The 17,202-nt window shown below is 70.2% G+C and carries 11 protein-coding genes and 1 tRNA gene; 9 read left to right on the top strand and 3 right to left on the bottom strand.

Annotated elements, in window-relative coordinates; all coding sequences use genetic code 11:
* Positions 1-137 precede the first annotated feature (137 nt).
* The 4 genes from RUR49_RS08980 (at position 138) to RUR49_RS08965 (ending at position 7,951) form a co-directional block, all read left to right on the top strand.
* Entirely contained in the window at positions 138-731 is a 594-nt protein-coding gene (locus RUR49_RS08980) for a dihydrofolate reductase family protein (RefSeq protein ID WP_409146017.1), read from the top strand.
* Between the two features lie 441 nt (positions 732-1,172).
* Complete coding sequence (gltB, locus tag RUR49_RS08975) at positions 1,173-5,861, top strand: glutamate synthase large subunit (protein ID WP_409146016.1); 4,689 nt, start codon at positions 1,173-1,175, stop codon at positions 5,859-5,861.
* Between the two features lie 46 nt (positions 5,862-5,907).
* Positions 5,908-6,507: a glutathione S-transferase family protein gene (locus RUR49_RS08970; RefSeq protein WP_409146015.1), complete on the top strand. Its 600-nt coding sequence runs from the start codon at positions 5,908-5,910 to the stop codon at positions 6,505-6,507.
* A gap of 16 nt (positions 6,508-6,523) precedes the next feature.
* Positions 6,524-7,951, top strand: a complete 1,428-nt coding sequence (locus RUR49_RS08965; RefSeq protein WP_409146014.1) for a glutamate synthase subunit beta — start codon at positions 6,524-6,526, stop codon at positions 7,949-7,951.
* Between the two features lie 7 nt (positions 7,952-7,958).
* On the opposite strand, the gene RUR49_RS08960 is transcribed toward RUR49_RS08965, so the two are convergent.
* Positions 7,959-8,918: a DMT family transporter gene (locus RUR49_RS08960; RefSeq protein ID WP_409146013.1), complete on the bottom strand. Its 960-nt coding sequence runs from the start codon at positions 8,916-8,918 to the stop codon at positions 7,959-7,961.
* 220 nt (positions 8,919-9,138) lie between these two features.
* On the opposite strand from RUR49_RS08960, the gene RUR49_RS08955 reads away from it, so the two are divergent.
* On the top strand, positions 9,139-9,996 hold the full coding sequence (locus RUR49_RS08955; protein ID WP_409146012.1) for a LysR substrate-binding domain-containing protein: 858 nt from the start codon (positions 9,139-9,141) through the stop codon (positions 9,994-9,996).
* Positions 9,997-10,092: 96 nt separating this feature from the next.
* Positions 10,093-10,179, top strand: a tRNA-Leu gene (locus RUR49_RS08950).
* Between the two features lies 1 nt (position 10,180).
* On the opposite strand, the gene RUR49_RS08945 is transcribed toward RUR49_RS08950, so the two are convergent.
* Entirely contained in the window at positions 10,181-10,756 is a 576-nt protein-coding gene (locus tag RUR49_RS08945) for a pyridoxamine 5'-phosphate oxidase family protein (protein WP_409146011.1), read from the bottom strand.
* A 226-nt stretch (positions 10,757-10,982) separates the two neighbouring features.
* Here RUR49_RS08945 and lexA point away from each other — a divergent pair, with 226 nt between their 5' ends.
* Entirely contained in the window at positions 10,983-11,699 is a 717-nt protein-coding gene (gene lexA / locus RUR49_RS08940) for a transcriptional repressor LexA (RefSeq protein ID WP_409146010.1), read from the top strand.
* Here lexA and RUR49_RS08935 read toward each other — a convergent pair.
* Positions 11,693-13,963, bottom strand: coding sequence for a ComEC/Rec2 family competence protein (locus tag RUR49_RS08935; RefSeq protein WP_409146009.1), 2,271 nt, complete (start codon positions 13,961-13,963; stop codon positions 11,693-11,695). The two genes, lexA and RUR49_RS08935, sit on opposite strands and share 7 nt — an antisense overlap.
* A 345-nt stretch (positions 13,964-14,308) precedes the next feature.
* Here RUR49_RS08935 and gltX point away from each other — a divergent pair, with 345 nt between their 5' ends.
* Together gltX and gltA are read left to right on the top strand one after the other, a co-directional pair.
* Positions 14,309-15,730 (top strand): glutamate--tRNA ligase, encoded by a 1,422-nt coding sequence (gene gltX, locus RUR49_RS08930; protein ID WP_409146008.1) that lies wholly within the window; start codon positions 14,309-14,311, stop codon positions 15,728-15,730.
* A 178-nt stretch (positions 15,731-15,908) separates the two neighbouring features.
* Positions 15,909-17,201, top strand: a complete 1,293-nt coding sequence (gene gltA, locus RUR49_RS08925; protein WP_409146007.1) for a citrate synthase — start codon at positions 15,909-15,911, stop codon at positions 17,199-17,201.
* The last annotated feature ends 1 nt before the right edge of the window (position 17,202 follow it).

The raw sequence follows: 17,202 nt of genomic DNA, 5'->3' as shown, positions 1-17,202 counted from the left end.
GCGGCTTCTGCGTCGCGCGTTCCGCGCGCCCCGCTTTTCCGCTGGGTCCCGGCTCGCTTCGCGTTGCTTCGCGTCCGGGATGACGACGGCAACTATCTAATTTCATTGGCCAGATTGGCCTTGGAGACGAGGACACCATGCGCCCCCTCATTGCTGCCCTGAAGATGTCGCTCGACGGCAGGATCGCCGGCACCGACGGCCTCGCCGACTGGGTGACGTCGTGGTCGGACGACTACGGCCTCACCGATGAGATCGATGCCTGCGTGCTCGGCGGCGGCATGTACCCCGGCTACGAGGGCTACTGGTCGGCCGTGCGGGCCGAACCGGAGGCGCCGACCTGGGCAACGGGCAAGCCCCCGACCCCGGCCGAGCTCGCCTGGGCCCGCGTCACCGAGGAGACGCCGCATTACGTGCTGTCGACGACGATGACCGAGGGCGCCTGGCCGGCGACGCGCTTCCTGCGCTCGCTCGACGAGCTCGCGGCGCTGAAGGCGCAGCCGGGCAAGGCGATCTACCTCGTCGGCGGCGCCAGGACTGTGGCCGCCTGCCTCGACGCCGGGCTGGTGGATGAACTGCGCCTCATCGTCTACCCACTCGTCGCCGGCCCGGGACTCGGGCTGTTCGAGACGGTCGGGACGCGGCGGGGGCTGGCGCTGCGGGAGGTGGAGGCGCTGGGGGATGGGCGGGTGCGGGTGGTGTATGGGGTGGGTGAGGCCCGCGCGACCACCTGACGAGCCTCCCATTTCGGTCGCCCCTGCCCCCATCGCCGAAACGTCCTTGCGCGGCGGGGCGGGTTCTGGCAATTTCCCCTCTGGATAGGTCAGTAGGACTGCCCTATCATAGGTACACGAACGGATTCGAGCCGACGGCTCGTCCTGCGGGGCGGCCGGCGGCTCTCGGTGCGCCGGCACTGAGCGGTGTTCTGGTGCCGGGCGCCGGCTCGCGGGCGACGGATGGGCTTGCCGTCTTTGTGATGTCGGCTACCTCGCCTATAGGTCGGGTGTCGAACGCGACCCGGTACGCGGCGGACCGGAGCGGGCCGGAACTTGGCCCGGAAGATGCCTGCCCGCATGGCGCTCCGGCGTCGGCAGAGGCGGGCAACGAGACGAAGACGGGGCGTCGCCTTGCGCGGCGCCGGGGTTGGAACGGCTCTATAGAGGAGCAGGACGGCGATGATCGGCGGTATCGGGAGCAAGGGCACGGGCTTTGGTGCGGATCGGGCGACGGCCGAGGCCGCGACGAAACGCGCCGCCGCCACGGGCCTCTATCGCCCCGACCGCGAGCACGATTCGTGCGGCGTCGGCTTCCTCGCCAACATGCGCGGCGAGGCGAGCCACGAGATCGTCGCGATGGCGCTGAAGCTGCTCGAGAACCTCGAGCACCGCGGCGCCGTCGGCGCCGACCCGCTGATGGGCGACGGCGCCGGCATCCTGGTGCAGATTCCGCACGGCTTCTTCCGCGAGGAGGCGGAGCGGCTCGGCGTCAGCCTGCCGGAGCCGGGCGCCTATGCCGTCGGCCACATCTTCCTGCCGCGCGACGAGGCGATGCGGGCGATTTGCATCGAGACGGTGGAGCGCGTCGTCCGCGAGGAGGGCCAGGAGATCATCGGCTGGCGCACCGTGCCGACCGACAATTCCGGCTTCTCGCCGACCGTGCTCGCCTCCGAGCCCGTGCACATGCAGGTGCTGATCGGCCGGGGCGCCCACATCGCCGACGCCGACGAGTTCGAGCGCCGCCTCTACGTGCTGCGCAAGGTGATCTCGAACGCCATCTTCACCGGCATCGGCTTCAGCGACACCGACTTCTACGTCGTGTCGCTCAGCTGCCGCACGCTCGTCTACAAGGGCATGCTGATGTCCTGGCAGGTGGGCAGGTACTACCGCGACCTGTCGGACCCGGCGTTAGCCTCGGCGATGGCGCTCGTCCACCAGCGCTTCTCGACCAACACCTTCCCGTCGTGGAAGCTCGCCCATCCCTACCGGATGGTCGCCCACAACGGCGAGATCAACACGGTGCGCGGCAACGTCAACTGGATGGCGGCGCGCCAGGCCTCGGTCGATTCCGAGCTGTTCGGCAACGACATCTCGAAGCTGTGGCCGATCTCCTACGAGGGGCAGTCGGACACCGCCTGCTTCGACAACGCCCTCGAATTCCTCGTGCAGGGCGGCTACTCGCTCGCTCACGCGGTGATGATGCTCATCCCCGAAGCGTGGGCCGGCAACCCGCTGATGAGCGAGGAGCGGCGCGCCTTCTACGAGTATCACGCGGCGCTGATGGAGCCGTGGGACGGGCCGGCGGCCGTCGTCTTCACCGACGGCCGGCAGATCGGCGCGACGCTCGACCGCAACGGCCTGCGTCCGGCGCGCTATCTCGTCACCGAGGATGGCCTCGTGATGATGGCGTCCGAGATGGGCGTGCTGCCGATCCCGCAGGACAAGATCGTCACCAAGTGGCGGCTGCAGCCGGGCAAGATGCTCCTCATCGACCTCGAGGAGGGGCGCATCGTTTCCGACGAGGAGATCAAGTCCTCGCTCGCCCGCGCCAACCCCTACAAGCAGTGGCTCGCCCGCACCCAGATGGTGCTGGAGGACCTGCCGGGCGTCGCTGCCCGGCCGGCGCGGGGCGACGTGCCGCTGCTCGATCGCCAGCAGGCGTTCGGCTACACCCAGGAAGACCTGAAGCTCCTGATGTCGCCGATGGCCGTCACCGGCCAGGAGGCGGTCGGCTCGATGGGCACCGACACGCCGATCTCGGCGCTCTCGGACCGTCCGAAGCTGCTCTACACCTACTTCAAGCAGAACTTCGCGCAGGTGACGAACCCGCCGATCGACCCGATCCGCGAGGAGCTCGTGATGAGCCTCGTCTCGTTCATCGGGCCGCGGCCGAACCTGTTCGACCTCAAGGGCCTGTCGAAGCGCAAGCGCCTGGAAGTGCGCCAGCCGATCCTCACCAACGAGGACCTGGAGAAGATCCGGGCGATCGGCGACATCGAGGACAACCACTTCCAGACCAAGACGCTGGACACGACCTACCTCGCCTCCCGCGGCCCGGGCGGCATGGAGGACGCGCTCGAGCGGCTGTGCGAGCGCGCGGAAGCGGCCGTGCACGGCGGCTACAACATCATCATCCTGTCGGACCGCATGGTCGGGCCGGACCGGGTGCCGATCCCGGCCCTGCTCGCCACCGCCGGCGTGCACCACCACCTGATCCGCAAGGGCCTGCGCACCTCCGTCGGGCTCGTGGTGGAGTCCGGCGAGCCGCGCGAGGTGCACCACTTCTGCGTGCTGGCCGGCTACGGCGCCGAGGCGATCAACCCCTATCTCGCCTTCGAGACGCTGGTCGCCATCCACGACAGCTTCCCGGAGGAGGTCGACGAGCACGAGGTCGTGCACCGCTACATCAAGTCGATCGACAAGGGCATCCTCAAGGTGATGTCCAAGATGGGCATCTCCACCTACCAGTCCTACTGCGGCGCGCAGATCTTCGACGCCGTCGGGCTGTCGTCGGCCTTCGTCAACAAGTACTTCTTCGGCACCGCCACCCTCATCGAGGGCGTTGGCCTGCACGAGGTCGCCGAGGAGACGGTGCGCCGCCACGCGTCCGCCTTCGGCGACGACCCGGTGCTGCGCCGCACGCTGGAGATCGGCGGCGAGTACGCCTACCGCCTGCGCGGCGAGGCGCACATGTGGCAGCCGGACACCATCGCGCAGCTGCAGCACGCGGTGCGCACCGACTCCGCCGAGACGTTTGCCGAGTACACCCGCCTCGTCGACCAGGAGGCCGGCCGCTACACCATCCGCGGCATGTTCCGCCTGAAGAGCGCGGCGGAAGCCGGGCGGGCACCCGTGGCGCTCGACGAGGTCGAGCCGGCTTCGGCGATCGTCAAGCGCTTCGCCACCGGCGCGATGTCGTTCGGGTCGATCTCGCGCGAGGCGCACACGACGCTGGCGATCGCCATGAACCGCATCGGCGGGCGCTCCAACACCGGCGAGGGCGGCGAGGAGGCGGAACGCTTCATCCCGCTTCCGAACGGCGACTCCATGCGCTCATCGATCAAGCAGGTGGCGTCGGGCCGCTTCGGCGTCACGGCGGAATATCTGGTCAACGCCGATCAGATCCAGATCAAGATGGCGCAGGGCGCGAAGCCCGGCGAAGGCGGCCAGTTGCCCGGCCACAAGGTCGACGCGACCATCGCCAAGGTGCGCCACTCAACCCCCGGCGTCGGCCTGATCTCGCCGCCGCCGCACCACGACATCTACTCGATCGAGGATCTGGCGCAGCTGATCTTTGACCTGAAGAACGTCAACGAAACCGCTGATATCGCGGTGAAGCTCGTCTCCGAAGTGGGTGTCGGCACGGTCGCCGCCGGCGTTGCCAAGGCGCGCGCCGACCACATCACCATCTCCGGCTTCGAGGGCGGCACGGGTGCCTCCCCCCTCACCTCGCTGAAGCACGCCGGCAGCCCGTGGGAGATGGGCCTCGCCGAGGCGCACCAGACGCTCGTCCTGAACGGCCTGCGCTCGCGGGTCGGCCTGCAGGTCGACGGTGGCCTGCGCACCGGGCGCGACGTCGTCATCGGCGCGCTGCTCGGCGCCGACGAGTTTGGCTTCGCCACCGCGCCGCTGATCGCCGCCGGCTGCCTGATGATGCGCAAGTGCCACCTCAACACCTGCCCGGTCGGCATCGCCACCCAGGACCCGGTGCTGCGCAAGCGCTTCAAGGGCACGCCGGAGCACGTCGTCAACTTCTTCTTCTTCGTGGCGGAGGAGGTGCGCGTGCTCATGGCCGAGATGGGCTTCCGCACCGTCGCCGAGATGGTCGGCCAGACCCAGATGCTCGACCAGGAGAAGCTGGTCGAGCACTGGAAGGCGGCCGGCCTCGACGCCTCCCGGCTGTTCATGAAGCCGGATGTGGCGCCGGAAGAGCTTCATCACACGACGAAGCAGAACCACCCGATCGCCGACGTGCTCGACCGCAAGCTGATCGCGCAGGCGATGCCGGCTCTCGAGCACCGACATCCGGTGCAGATCGAAGCCCGGATCACCAACGTCGACCGCTCCGCCGGCGCCATGTTGTCGGGCGAGGTCGCCCGCCGCTTCGGCGGCGCAGGGTTGCCGGATGACACCATCCACGTCTCGCTGACCGGCACCGCCGGCCAGGCGTTCGGGGCATGGCTCGCGAAGGGCATCACCCTCGATCTCGTCGGCGAGGCGAACGACTATGTCGGCAAGGGCCTGTCGGGCGGCCAGATCATCGTGCGGCCACCGGCGGAAGCCAAGATCGTGCCGGAGAAGTCGATCATCGTCGGCAACACGGTGCTCTATGGCGCCACCGAGGGCGAGTGCTACTTCCACGGCGTCGCCGGCGAGCGCTTCGCGGTCCGCAACTCCGGGGCGATCGCCGTCGTCGAGGGCTGCGGCGACCACGGCTGCGAGTACATGACCGGCGGCCTCGTCGTCGTCATCGGCGAGACCGGGCGCAACTTCGCCGCCGGCATGTCGGGTGGCGTCGCCTACGTGCTCGACGAGGACGGCTCGTTTGGGTCGCGCTGCAACCTCGCGATGGTCGACCTCGAGCCGGTGCTGGAAGAAGAGGACCTGCTCGAGCGCCTGCATCACCACGGCGGCGACATCGAGCACAAGGGGCGCGTCGACCTCTCGGCCGACATGACGGAGCACGACGACGAGCGGCTCTACCAGCTGGTCGAGAACCACCACCGCTACACCGGCTCGCTGCGGGCGAAGGCGATCCTCGACGGTTGGGACCACTACCGTCCGAAGTTCGTCAAGGTGATGCCGGTCGAGTACCGGCGCGCCATCATGGAGATGCAGCGCCAGCGCCTCGGCCTCGCTGCGGAGTGATCCGCCGCCGGGGCCGCAACGCGAAAGAGGTGGGCGAGCGATGGTGATGCGCGTCTATGGCGACCGCAGATCGGGGAACTGCCTGAAGGTCGCCTACACGGCCGACCGTCTGGGGATCGGCTACGACTGGACCGACGTGGATCTCTCCAAAGGGGAGACGCGGACGGAGGCGTTCCTGACGATGAATCCGGCCGGTCAGGTGCCGGTCGTCGTGCTCGACGACGGCCGTCCCCTCGCCCAGTCGAACGCCATCATCCGCTACCTCGCCCGTGACAGCGCGCTGCTGCCGGCGGACGCCTACGAGCAGGCGAAGGTCGACGAGTTGCTGTTCTGGGAGCAGTACAGCCACGAGCCCTATGTCGCGGTGTGCCGGTACCACATGGTCTATCTCGGGCGCACCGCTGCCGAGCGGGATGCCGACAAGGTGGCGCGCGGGGAGAAGGCCATCGACTTCCTGGAGCGGGCACTGACGGGCCGGACGTGGCTGGTCGGCGACCATATGTCGGTCGCCGACATCTCGCTTCTCGCCTATACCCGCCTCGCGCCGGAGGGCGGCTTCGACCTGTCGGCCCGGCCGGCGGTGACAGACTGGATCGCGCGGTGCGAGGCCGAACTCGGCCTTTCCCCGCTCGCGCACGCGGCCTGAGGATACGGGACGAACGATGGGCAAGGTGACCGGCTTCCTGGAGATCGACCGCCAGGAGCAGAAGTATCAGCCGGCTTCCGACCGGATCCGGCACTATCGCGAGTTCGTGCTGCCGCTGCCGCAGGCGGAGGTGGAGCGGCAGGCGATGCGCTGCATGGATTGCGGCATCCCGTTCTGCCATGGGCCGACGGGCTGCCCGGTGCACAACCAGATCCCCGACTGGAACGACCTGATCCAGGCCGGCGACTGGCAGGAAGCGTCGCGCAACCTGCACTCCACCAACAACTTCCCGGAGTTCACCGGCCGCATCTGCCCCGCCCCGTGCGAGGAGGCGTGCACGCTCAACCTCGAAAACGTCCCGGTCGCGATCAAGACGATCGAGCAGGCGATCGCCGACAAGGCGTGGGAGGCGGGCTGGGTCGTCCCCGAAGCGTCGCCGCACCGCACCGGAAAGCGCGTCGCCGTCGTCGGCTCCGGGCCGGCGGGCATGGCGGCCGCCCAGCAGCTCGCCCGCGCCGGCCACGAGGTGCACGTCTTCGAGCGCGAGCCGAAGGCGGGCGGCCTGCTGCGCTACGGCATCCCCGACTTCAAGATGGAGAAGCACCACATCGACCGCCGCGTCGTGCAGATGCAGGCGGAGGGCGTGCACTTCCACTATGGCGTCGACATCGGGCGGAACGCCAAGCTCCAGACGCTCATCAACGACCACGACGCGGTGCTGCTGGCCACCGGAGCCGAGCGGCCTCGCGAGGCGGGGTTGCCGGGATCGGACCTCAAGGGCGTGCAGTTCGCCATGCCCTATCTCGTGCAGCAGAACCGCCGACTCGGCGGCGAGCCCGTGCGCGAGGAGCCGGTGCTCGCCTACGGCAAGCACGTCGTCGTCATCGGCGGCGGCGACACGGCGTCCGACTGCGTCGGCACCGCCTTCCGCCAGGGCGCCATCCGCGTCACCCAGCTCGACATCCGCCCGATGCCGCCGGCACGGGAAGACAAGCTGCGGATCTGGCCGTACTGGCCGACGAAGTTCCGGACATCGTCGAGCCAGGCCGAGGGCGCCGAGCGCGAGTTCTCCGCCGCGACGCTCGGCATCATCGGCGAGAAGGGCCGCGTCACGCACGTGCAGTGCGCCCGTGTCGACGAGAGCCGCCGGCCGATCTCCGGCACGGAGTTCTTGATCCGCGCCGACCTCGTGATGATCGCCATCGGCTTCGCCGGGCCCCTCCTTGATACCTACGTGGCCGAGATGGGCGACGGCCTGAAGCTCGACAAGCGGACGAACGTCGCCGCCAACACCGACGACTACCGCACGTCTGTCGACAAGCTTTTCGCCGCCGGCGACGGCCGCCGCGGCCAGTCGCTGGTGGTGTGGGCGATCCGCGAGGGCCGGCAGGCCGCACGCGCTATCGACGAGGCGCTGATGGGCGCGTCGACGCTGCCGCGCTGAGGCCGGCTCACGTCTCCGGCTTCGCCGCGGCGCGGCGCGGCCAGCCGCGGGTGACCAGCCAGATGCCGGCGGCGATCGGCACGATGCCGAGGAGATCAAGCGGCACCACCGGCTCGGCGAGAATCAGCCAGCCGAACAGCAGGCCGAGCGGCGGCGTCAGGAATTGCAGCGCGCTGGCGCTCGTCGCCGAGCTGCGGCCGAGCAGGAAGAACCACACCGCGTAGCAGCCGACCGAAACGGCGAGCACCAGCCACAGGAAGCCACCGACCAGTCCGGGCGTCAGCCGCACCGTCGACCAGTCGTCGAGCAGCAGCGCGGCCGGCAGGGTCATCAGGCCACCGAACAGGCACTGCAGCCCGTTGCCGACCCACAGCCCGCCGCCCGGCGCGAGCTTCTTGTAGGCGAGCGTGCCGGCGACGAGCGAGAAGAGGCCGAGCACAACCAGCAGGGTGCCCAGCGGGTCCTCGCCACCGATGCCCGCGCTTCCCATCAGCCGCGAGCGCAGCACCAGCGCCACGCCGGCGAGGCCGAGCAGCAGGCCGACAACCTTCACCACCGTCAGCCGCTCGCCGAGCACCGGCCAGGCGAACGCCGCGACGAGCAGCGGACCGGCGCTGATGATGACGGCGGCAAAGGCCGAGGTGACGGTAGTGAGGCCGGTCCAGCTCAGGCCGAGATAGACGGCGTTGTTGAGGGCGCCGAGGATGGCGAGCGAGACCACGTCCCGCCGCGTCAGCCGCGGCCGGCCGGCCAGCGCCCAGGCGACGGCGACCATCAGCGCCCCGGCAACGAGGAAGCGGACGGTGAGCAGCGTCAGCGGCGGGCAGTCGACCAGCGCGATCTTGGCCGCGGCGAAGGCCGAACTCCACAGCACGCAGAAAAGCGCGATCAGCGCCGTCATGACGAGGCGGGAGGGGCCGCGGGCGGCAGCGGCGACGGATCGCGGGACGGGGCTGGAGATCGTCACAGAGGGCACCGCGGGGCACGAGACAGGAGATGGCGGGACCGTCGGTCGGCTCGCGCCGGCGGCAGCCCCCGCGTCCAAGAGAGACGACATCGCGACAACGCCCAGGATCGAGGATTCGGAGGCTGCTGGAACGAGCATTCCGAACCGTAGGCGCCTCGCCTCCTATTGGGAAATTCAATGTTTCGATCTAATCTAGTGGCGTCCCGAATGGGAGGCCATCGTGCTCGATCTCGATCTTCTGCGCTCCTTCGTCTCGGTCGTCGACTCCGGCGGCTTCACACGGGCCGGCGAGCGGGTGCACCGGACGCAATCCACCGTCAGCCAGCAGATCCGCCGGCTCGAGGAGGCGGTGGGTCGGCCGCTGTTCCACCGCGAGGGGCGCGCCGTGCGCCTGACCGAGGACGGCGAGCGCCTGATCGGCTACGCGCGCCGGCTGTTGTCGCTCGCCGCCGAGGCCCGCGCCGCCGTCGGTCGCGAGCCGCGCGTCGAGGTGGTGCGGCTCGGCGTGCCCGACGACTTCGCCGTCGAGCCGCTGACGGACGCGGTGGCGGCGTTCTCGCGAGCCCGACCGGGCTGTCGCCTGTCAGTGCGCTGCGCGCTCTCGGTCGACCTCGTCGCGGGGCTCGAGGCGGACGAGTACGACGTGGTGCTGGCAAAGCGCGATCCCGGCGCCGGTCCGGCGCTCGCCGTCTGGGCGGAGCGGCTCGTCTGGATCGCCAGCGCCGACCACCCGCTGCCCGTCGACCCGCTGCCGCTCGTCGCCTTCCCCCACGGCTGCGTCTACCGCACGCGCGCCGTCCACGCGCTGGAGCGCTCGGGGCGCGACTGGCGGATCGCCTACGAGAGCCCGAACCTGATGGGCATCCAGGTGGCGATCGCCGGCGGCCTCGGCGTGGCGCTCTTGGAGGAGCGGGCCGTGCGTGCCGGCCACCGCGTGCTCGGCCGCGCCGACGGCATGCCCGACGTGCCCGCGACGGAACTCGCCCTGATGGTGCGCAAGGACGCCGGTTCGGCCGCCACCGACCTCGCCGCGGCGCTCGTCCGCTTCTGTGCCGAGACGGTGCCGAAGGCAGCCTGAGCGGCAGCGGCTGAGGTTCACGGTTGTCGGCGGCCGCACCCAGCCCCTAATGTGCGCGCTGCCCGGGCGCACCTTGCCAAGGTGCCCTCCCCGGCTGCGGACGTGGCGAAACCGGTAGACGCAAGGGACTTAAAATCCCTCGGGGCTTGCTCCGTGCGGGTTCGACCCCCGCCGTCCGCACCACTCACTCGGCCGGAACCGCCACCTCGTCCGAGGGCCAGCCGGTGGGCAAGCCATCGATGCTGACGGTGTTTTCGGCGCGGCGGTAGGCCTCGAGGCCCTCCTCGCCCTTCGCCTCGGCCCAGCGGGTCAATGACGGACGCTCGTCGACATAGTCGAACAGCGGCACGCCGAAGCCGCACGAGGTTTGGACGAGATCGACGGACAGCACGACGATCTGGCGCGCGCCCACCGGCTCGCGGCCGTCGAACGCGCCGGCAAGGAGGTCATCATAACCCGCCGTGCCGCGGCGCAGGACCTCGCCGGCACCGTAGAGGCGCATGATCAGCGGCGGCCCCTCGAAGGCGCACAGCATGATCGTCAGGCGGCCGTCGGCGAGCATGTGGGCCGACGTCTCGTTGCCGCTGCCGGTGCAGTCGAGATAGGCGACCCGGTTCGGTCCGAGCACACGCAGCGACGCCGCGTCCTTCGGCGACAGGTTGATGCGGCTTCCCCGCGCCGCCGAGGCGGTGAAGAAGATGCGCTGCCGCTCGATGAAGTCGCGGTGCTGCTTGCCGATTTCGGCGAACTGCTTGGCCATGGCGTGTTCTCCTGCCGCCGACGCTCGGGGCCGCGGACGGGCAGGCTAGTCCCGGCAGCGCGCCGCCCGCAACCACGGACGGTGCTTCGGCAACAGCGGCATGGGCTTGGCGCTGCGGCAACCGAATATTCACCCTTGAGGAACACAACTAGAACGGATAGCTTGTGTTCGTGATTTGTACGCGATTCGAGGTCGCGGTACCGACGAGGGGGCGCGGGAGACGACGATGCTCACACGCAAGCAGTACGAGCTGCTGATGTTCATCCACGAGCGCCTCAAGGAGAGCGGCGTGCCGCCCTCGTTCGAGGAGATGAAGGACGCGCTCGACCTGCGTTCGAAGTCGGGCATCCACCGGCTGATCACGGCTCTGGAAGAGCGTGGCTTCCTGCGCCGGCTGCCGAACCGGGCGCGGGCGCTCGAGGTGATCCGGCTGCCCGAATCGGTCGCCAGTGGACCGGCTTCGACACGGGCCCGTGGCTTCACCCCGAGCGTCATCGACGGCGACGGGCCGCGCATCCGCCCGGCCGAGCCACGCCCGGCGGCAGCGGGCGAGACGGCGGGCGGCGTCAGCATCCCGGTGATGGGCCGCATCGCCGCCGGTGTGCCGATCGAGGCCATTCAGACCCACACCCATTCGATCACCGTGCCGGTGGAACTCGCCGGCGCCGGCGAGCACTTCGCCCTCGAGGTGCGCGGCGATTCGATGGTCGAGGCCGGCATCTTCGATGGCGACACCGTGGTGATCCGGCGCACCGACGCGGCGACGACCGGCGACATCGTCGTGGCACTGGTCGACGACGAGGAGGCGACGCTGAAGCGGCTGCGCCGCAAGGGCGCCTCGATCGCGCTCGAGGCCGCCAACCCGGCCTACGAGACGCGCATCTTCGGGCCCGACCGCATCCGCATCCAGGGCCGGCTGGTGGCACTGCTGCGCCGCTACTGATCCTCGCCGCCGCCTCGCGCGGCGGCCGTCACCTCGCGGTGCCGCGGCGCCGAGGGGTTCTCTCCAACGGCATCGCCGGTCCGCGACCACGGTCGCCCGTTGGTGCCGGCCGTGACGGGGTCGCTGAGACCGCCGGGCACGGCGGCGTCGAGCATCACCGCGATGGCACCGGTCCGGGCGAGCGTCGAACGGTCGATATAGAGCTGGGGGCCAAGACAGCCGGCGGGCCGCGGCACCGGCGCCACCACGACGGTGGCGGACCGACAGTCCTCGACGAGGGCAACGCCCCTCGTCACGACGGCGACCGTGAGATCGCCGTCCCCGAGCGGCAGCACGCACCCGAGATCGTCGCAGCGGGTGGGTGGGGCGGTGGTGGCCTTGGCGTCTCGGGGGTCGGCATCGGCGGCGAGCCAGGCGCGGACGGTGTAGGCGGACCTGTCGGCGGCGACGACGGCGAGCCTGCCGTCCGGCCCCCGCGCCGCGACAGCGCGGCCATCGCCTGAAACCAGCAGATCCGGGCGGGCGCCGGTCGTCGCCAGGGCGAGACCCGCCAGCAGCGGCAGCACCGCAAGCCGCCGCCACGGCGCTAGCGAGATCGCCACCCACAGCAGCGCCGCCACCATGAGCAGGACGGCGACGAGCGGCACCCGGCCGATCATCGCGCTGTCGCCCGTCCAGGCGGTCGTCGTCTCGGCGACGGCGAACATCCAGCCGAGGCCGATTCCCATCGGCCAGAGGGCCAGTTGCTCCAGCCCGAACGGCAGCAGCACCAGCGCCAGCACGCCGAACGGCATCACCAGCACCGAGACCGCCGGCATCGCCGCGAGGTTGGCGAGCAGGCCGAGTGGCGCACCGCGGTGGAAGTGGTAGGCGGCGATCGGTGCGGTGGCGAGGCCGGCGATCAGCGACGTTGCGGCCAGGCCTGCCACCCCGAACAGAACTGCCCGCCCCAGCCACATCGCCGTGCCGCGCCGCGGCGACGTCGTCTCGCCGCGCTCCCGGCTGCCCCACCACTCGTAGGCGGCGACAAGCGCGATCACTGCGGCGAACGACATCTGGAACCCGGCCCCGAGCACGGCACTCGGCTCCAGTGCCATGACGACCAGCGCCGCCACAGCAACGGTGCGCAAGGAGATTGCCGGCCGGTCGACGAGGACCGCGATGAGGGCCACGGCCATCGTCACGTAGGCGCGCTGCGTCGCGACCTCCGCCCCGGAGATGACGAGGTAGAAGGTCGCCGCGATGAGGGCCACCACCGCCGCCCAGGCCTTGATCGGCCGCGTCAGGGCGAGCGCCGGGATTGCCGCGAGCAGGGCCCGCACCACCCAGAAGACGGTGCCGGCAACGAGCACCATGTGGAGTCCCGAGATCGACAGCACGTGGGCGAGGCCGGACACTCGCATCGCTTCCTCGATGCTCTCCGGGATTCCGCCGCGGTCGCCGACCAGAAGCGCCGCGGCGACCTCCCCGCGCGGCCCCGGCAGCGCCGCACGCAGGCGCTCGGCGATGGTGTGGCGGACCTCCGCCACGGCGCGCGCGGGCGCGAGCGACCAGGGCACGGCACCGAGATCGATGATTTGCGGCCGCCCATAGGCAAAGCCGCTGGCGCCAATGCCGTCGAGGTAGGCTGAGCGGGCGGGGTTCCAGCCGCCCGGCATGTCGGGACCGCGCGGCGGCTCGAGGCGCGCGGTGAGCGACACGCCGTCGCCCGGCAGCAGGCTCGCTGCTCCGGCGGCGGTGACGGTGATGCGCCGCGGCAGGCGGGCGGCCGGCACCCGCTCGATCGTGACCGGTCGGATCGTCAGGCGCGCCCGGCCGCCGGTGCGGCGCTCGACGCGCTCGACGAAGCCGTTGACTTCGGCCGTGCGGGCGCGGTCGAGCGTCGGGGCGGCGACCAGCGTGACTTCGAGCTTTGCCGCGGTCGCACCGGCGCAGAGGGCGGCGGCGAGCGCCAGCGCGGGGAACGCCAACGTCCGTTCGCGCGTCCGCCAGGCCGCGAGCAGGCACGCGAGGGCCAGTCCCGCGAGGGCCCACAGCGCCGGTTCCCGCGGCAGCGCGAAATAGGCGGCGACACCCGCGGCGACCATGACCGGCACCCAGAGGAAGCCCCGGCCGGCGGCCCGGTCGTGGGCAGCGAAGCCGGCGAGCGCCTCGCCGGTCGCGCGCAGGCGTGCCGCGAGCGGCGGCGGTGGCGCGCCGAAGCCGGCAGCAGCGCGGTGGCGCGTGCCGGCCGGCGGCTCTCTCGCACGGGTCTCCGGCCACATGGCCGCGCCCTCCCCCGAGGGGCCAGCGAGCAACCGGGGGGCTCGCCCGCGCAGTTCGATTGCGGGGTGGTCCTTTCTGGTACCCCGCGCAACGATCCCGCCGCGCCGGCTGCGCACCCCGTCTCGTCGATCGACGATCCGGAGGCTCCTTTCGCAGACTTGGGATCGGCCCGCCCGCATGGTACACGAGCGCCCGAACGGTACCAGCCGGCCACACCGAAAGGTGGACACCGGCGTGCCGCCGCAATCATCGCGTCGGATCGTCACCCGAGCCAGAACCGGCCTGCGGCTCCCCGCCTGGCGACGGTGGCGATCGTGATGCCGCTCCGGTCTCGAGAGGTCCGAATGTCCGAGCCCGTCGTCACCCGCTTCGCCCCTTCGCCCACCGGCTTCCTGCACATCGGCGGGGCGCGCACGGCGCTGTTCAACTGGCTCTATGCCCGCCACACCGGCGGCACGATGCTGCTGCGCATCGAGGACACCGACCGTGAGCGCTCGACCGACTCTGCCATCACGGCGATCCTCGAGGGGCTCACCTGGCTCGGCATCGACTGGACCGGCGAGCCGGTGTTCCAGTTCGCCCGCGCCGCCCGCCACCGCGAGATCGCCGAAGGGCTCGTCGCCGCCGGCAGCGCCTACCGTTGCTATGCGTCGCCGGCGGAGCTGACGGAGATGCGCGAGCTCGCCCGTGCCGAGGGCCGGCCGCCGCGCTACGACGGCCGCTGGCGCGATCGCGACCCGTCCGAGGCGCCGGCAGCCGTCAAGCCGGTGATCCGCATCAAGTCGCCGCTCGCCGGCGACACGCCCGTCGACGACCAGGTGCAGGGCCGCGTCGTGTTCCCCAACAAGGATCTCGACGATTTCGTCATCCTGCGCTCGGACGGCACGCCCACCTACATGCTGTCGGTGGTGGTGGACGACCACGACATGGGCGTCACCCACATCATCCGCGGCGACGACCATCTGACGAACGGTGCCCGCCAGACGATCCTCTATCAGGCGCTGGGCTGGCGCGTTCCGGTGATGGCGCACATTCCGCTGATCCATGGGCCGGACGGGACCAAGCTGTCGAAGCGCCATGGCGCCCTTGGCGTCGAGGCCTACCGGGCGATGGGCTATCTGCCGGCGGCGCTGCGCAACTATCTCGTCAAGCTCGGCTGGAGCCACGGCGACGCCGACGTGATGTCGACCGAGGACATGGTCGCCTGGTTCGACCTCGCCGCGGTCGGCCGGTCGCCGTCGCGCTTCGACTATGCCAAGCTCGAGAACCTCAACGGCATCTACCTCCGCGCCGCGGAGCCCGCGGAGGTTCTGGCCGCGCTGGTTTCAGCCCTCCCCTGGCTCGACGGCGCCGACGATCTGCGGGCGGCCTGGTCGCCGGCGCTGGAGGCGAAGCTGCTGGACGCCATGCCGGGCCTGAAGGAGCGCGCCAAGACCCTCGTCGAGCTCGTCGACAACGCCCGCTATCTCTGGGCCGTGCGCCCCCTCGCCCTCGACGCCAAGGCGAGCGACCTGCTCGACGCCGACACCCGCTCGATGCTGGCCGCCCTCGCGGAGCGGCTTGCTGCGGCGGAGGCCTGGGACGCCGGCTCGACGGAGGCGGTGGTGCGGGCCTTCGCGGACGAGAAGGGCCTGAAGCTCGGAAAGGTGGCGCAGCCGTTGCGTGCTGCGGTGACCGGCCGGACGACCTCGCCGGGCATCTTCGACGTGCTGGCGGTGGTAGGCCGGGAGGAGAGCCTGTCGCGGATCGCCGACCTCGCAGCGTAATACCGTCGGCGCTTGCGGCGGTGCGTCAAATGGGATACCCCACCCTCCTCAGGGTCCCAAGCTAACGCGCACCTCCCACCGAGCCTCAAAAGAACACAATAATCTTGGCGCCCCACGGCACGCTCGGACGCTCGCAGCCACGGACCTTCATCGACACGGCTCTGAAGGGGCGAGCGACATGAGCGAAAAGACCGCGAAGCTCAGCATCGGCAACAAGAACTTCGACCTGACGGTGCGACCGGGCTCCATCGGGCCGGACGTCGTCGACATTTCCAAGTTCTACGCCGAAACCGGGATGTTCACCTACGACCCGGGCTTCACGTCGACCGCTTCCTGCGAATCCGAGATCACCTACATCGACGGCGACAAGGGCATCCTGCTCTATCGCGGCTATCCGATCGAGCAGCTCGCCGAGCACGGCGACTTCCTCGAGACCTGCTACCTGCTGCTCTATGGCGAGCTGCCGACGGCGGCGCAAAAGGCCGACTTCGTCAATCGTGTGACCTATCACACGATGATCCACGAGCAGATGACGCGGTTCTTCTCCGGCTTCCGCCGCGACGCGCACCCGATGGCGGTGATGGTCGGCGTCGTCGGCGCGCTGTCGGCATTCTATCACGACTCCACCGACATCGCCGATCCGCAGCAGCGGATGATCGCCTCGCTGCGCATGATCGCCAAGATGCCGACGATCGCTGCCGCAGCCTACAAGTACTCGGTCGGCCAGCCGTTCATCTACCCGCGCAACGAGCTCGACTTCTCGTCGAACTTCCTCAACATGTGCTTCGCAGTTCCGTGCGAGGAGTACAAGATCAACCCGGTGATGGCGCGCGCCATGGACCGGATCTTCATCCTGCACGCGGATCACGAGCAGAACGCTTCGACCTCGACGGTGCGTCTGGCGGGCTCCTCCGGCGCCAATCCGTTCGCCTGCATCGCGGCCGGCATCGCCTGCCTGTGGGGCCCCGCTCACGGCGGCGCCAACGAGGCGGCGCTGAACATGCTGCAGGAGATCGGCACGCCTGATCGCATCCCTGAGTTTATCGCCCGCGCCAAGGACAAGAACGACCCGTTCCGCCTGATGGGCTTCGGTCACCGCGTCTACAAGAACTACGACCCGCGCGCCCGCATCATGCAGAAGACCTGTCATGAAGTGCTGGCCGAGCTCGGCCACCGTGACGACCCGCTGCTGCAGGTGGCCGTCGAGCTCGAGCGCTATGCGCTGAACGACGAGTACTTCATCGAGAAGAAGCTCTACCCGAACATCGATTTCTATTCGGGCATCACGCTCCGGGCGCTCGGCTTCCCGACGACGATGTTCACCGTGCTGTTCGCACTGGCGCGCACCGTCGGCTGGATCGCGCAGTGGAAGGAGATGGTCGAGGACCCGTCGCAGAAGATCGGCCGTCCGCGCCAGCTCTACACCGGCGCCGTGCAGCGGGACTATGTCCCGATCATGCAGCGCCGCTGAT

The organism is Pseudoxanthobacter sp. M-2, from assembly GCF_046156265.1.
Taxonomy (GTDB): domain Bacteria; phylum Pseudomonadota; class Alphaproteobacteria; order Rhizobiales; family Segnochrobactraceae; genus CAMDHY01.
The sequence above is the reverse complement of the archived record's forward strand: the minus strand, read 5'-3'. Positions and strand labels throughout refer to the sequence as shown.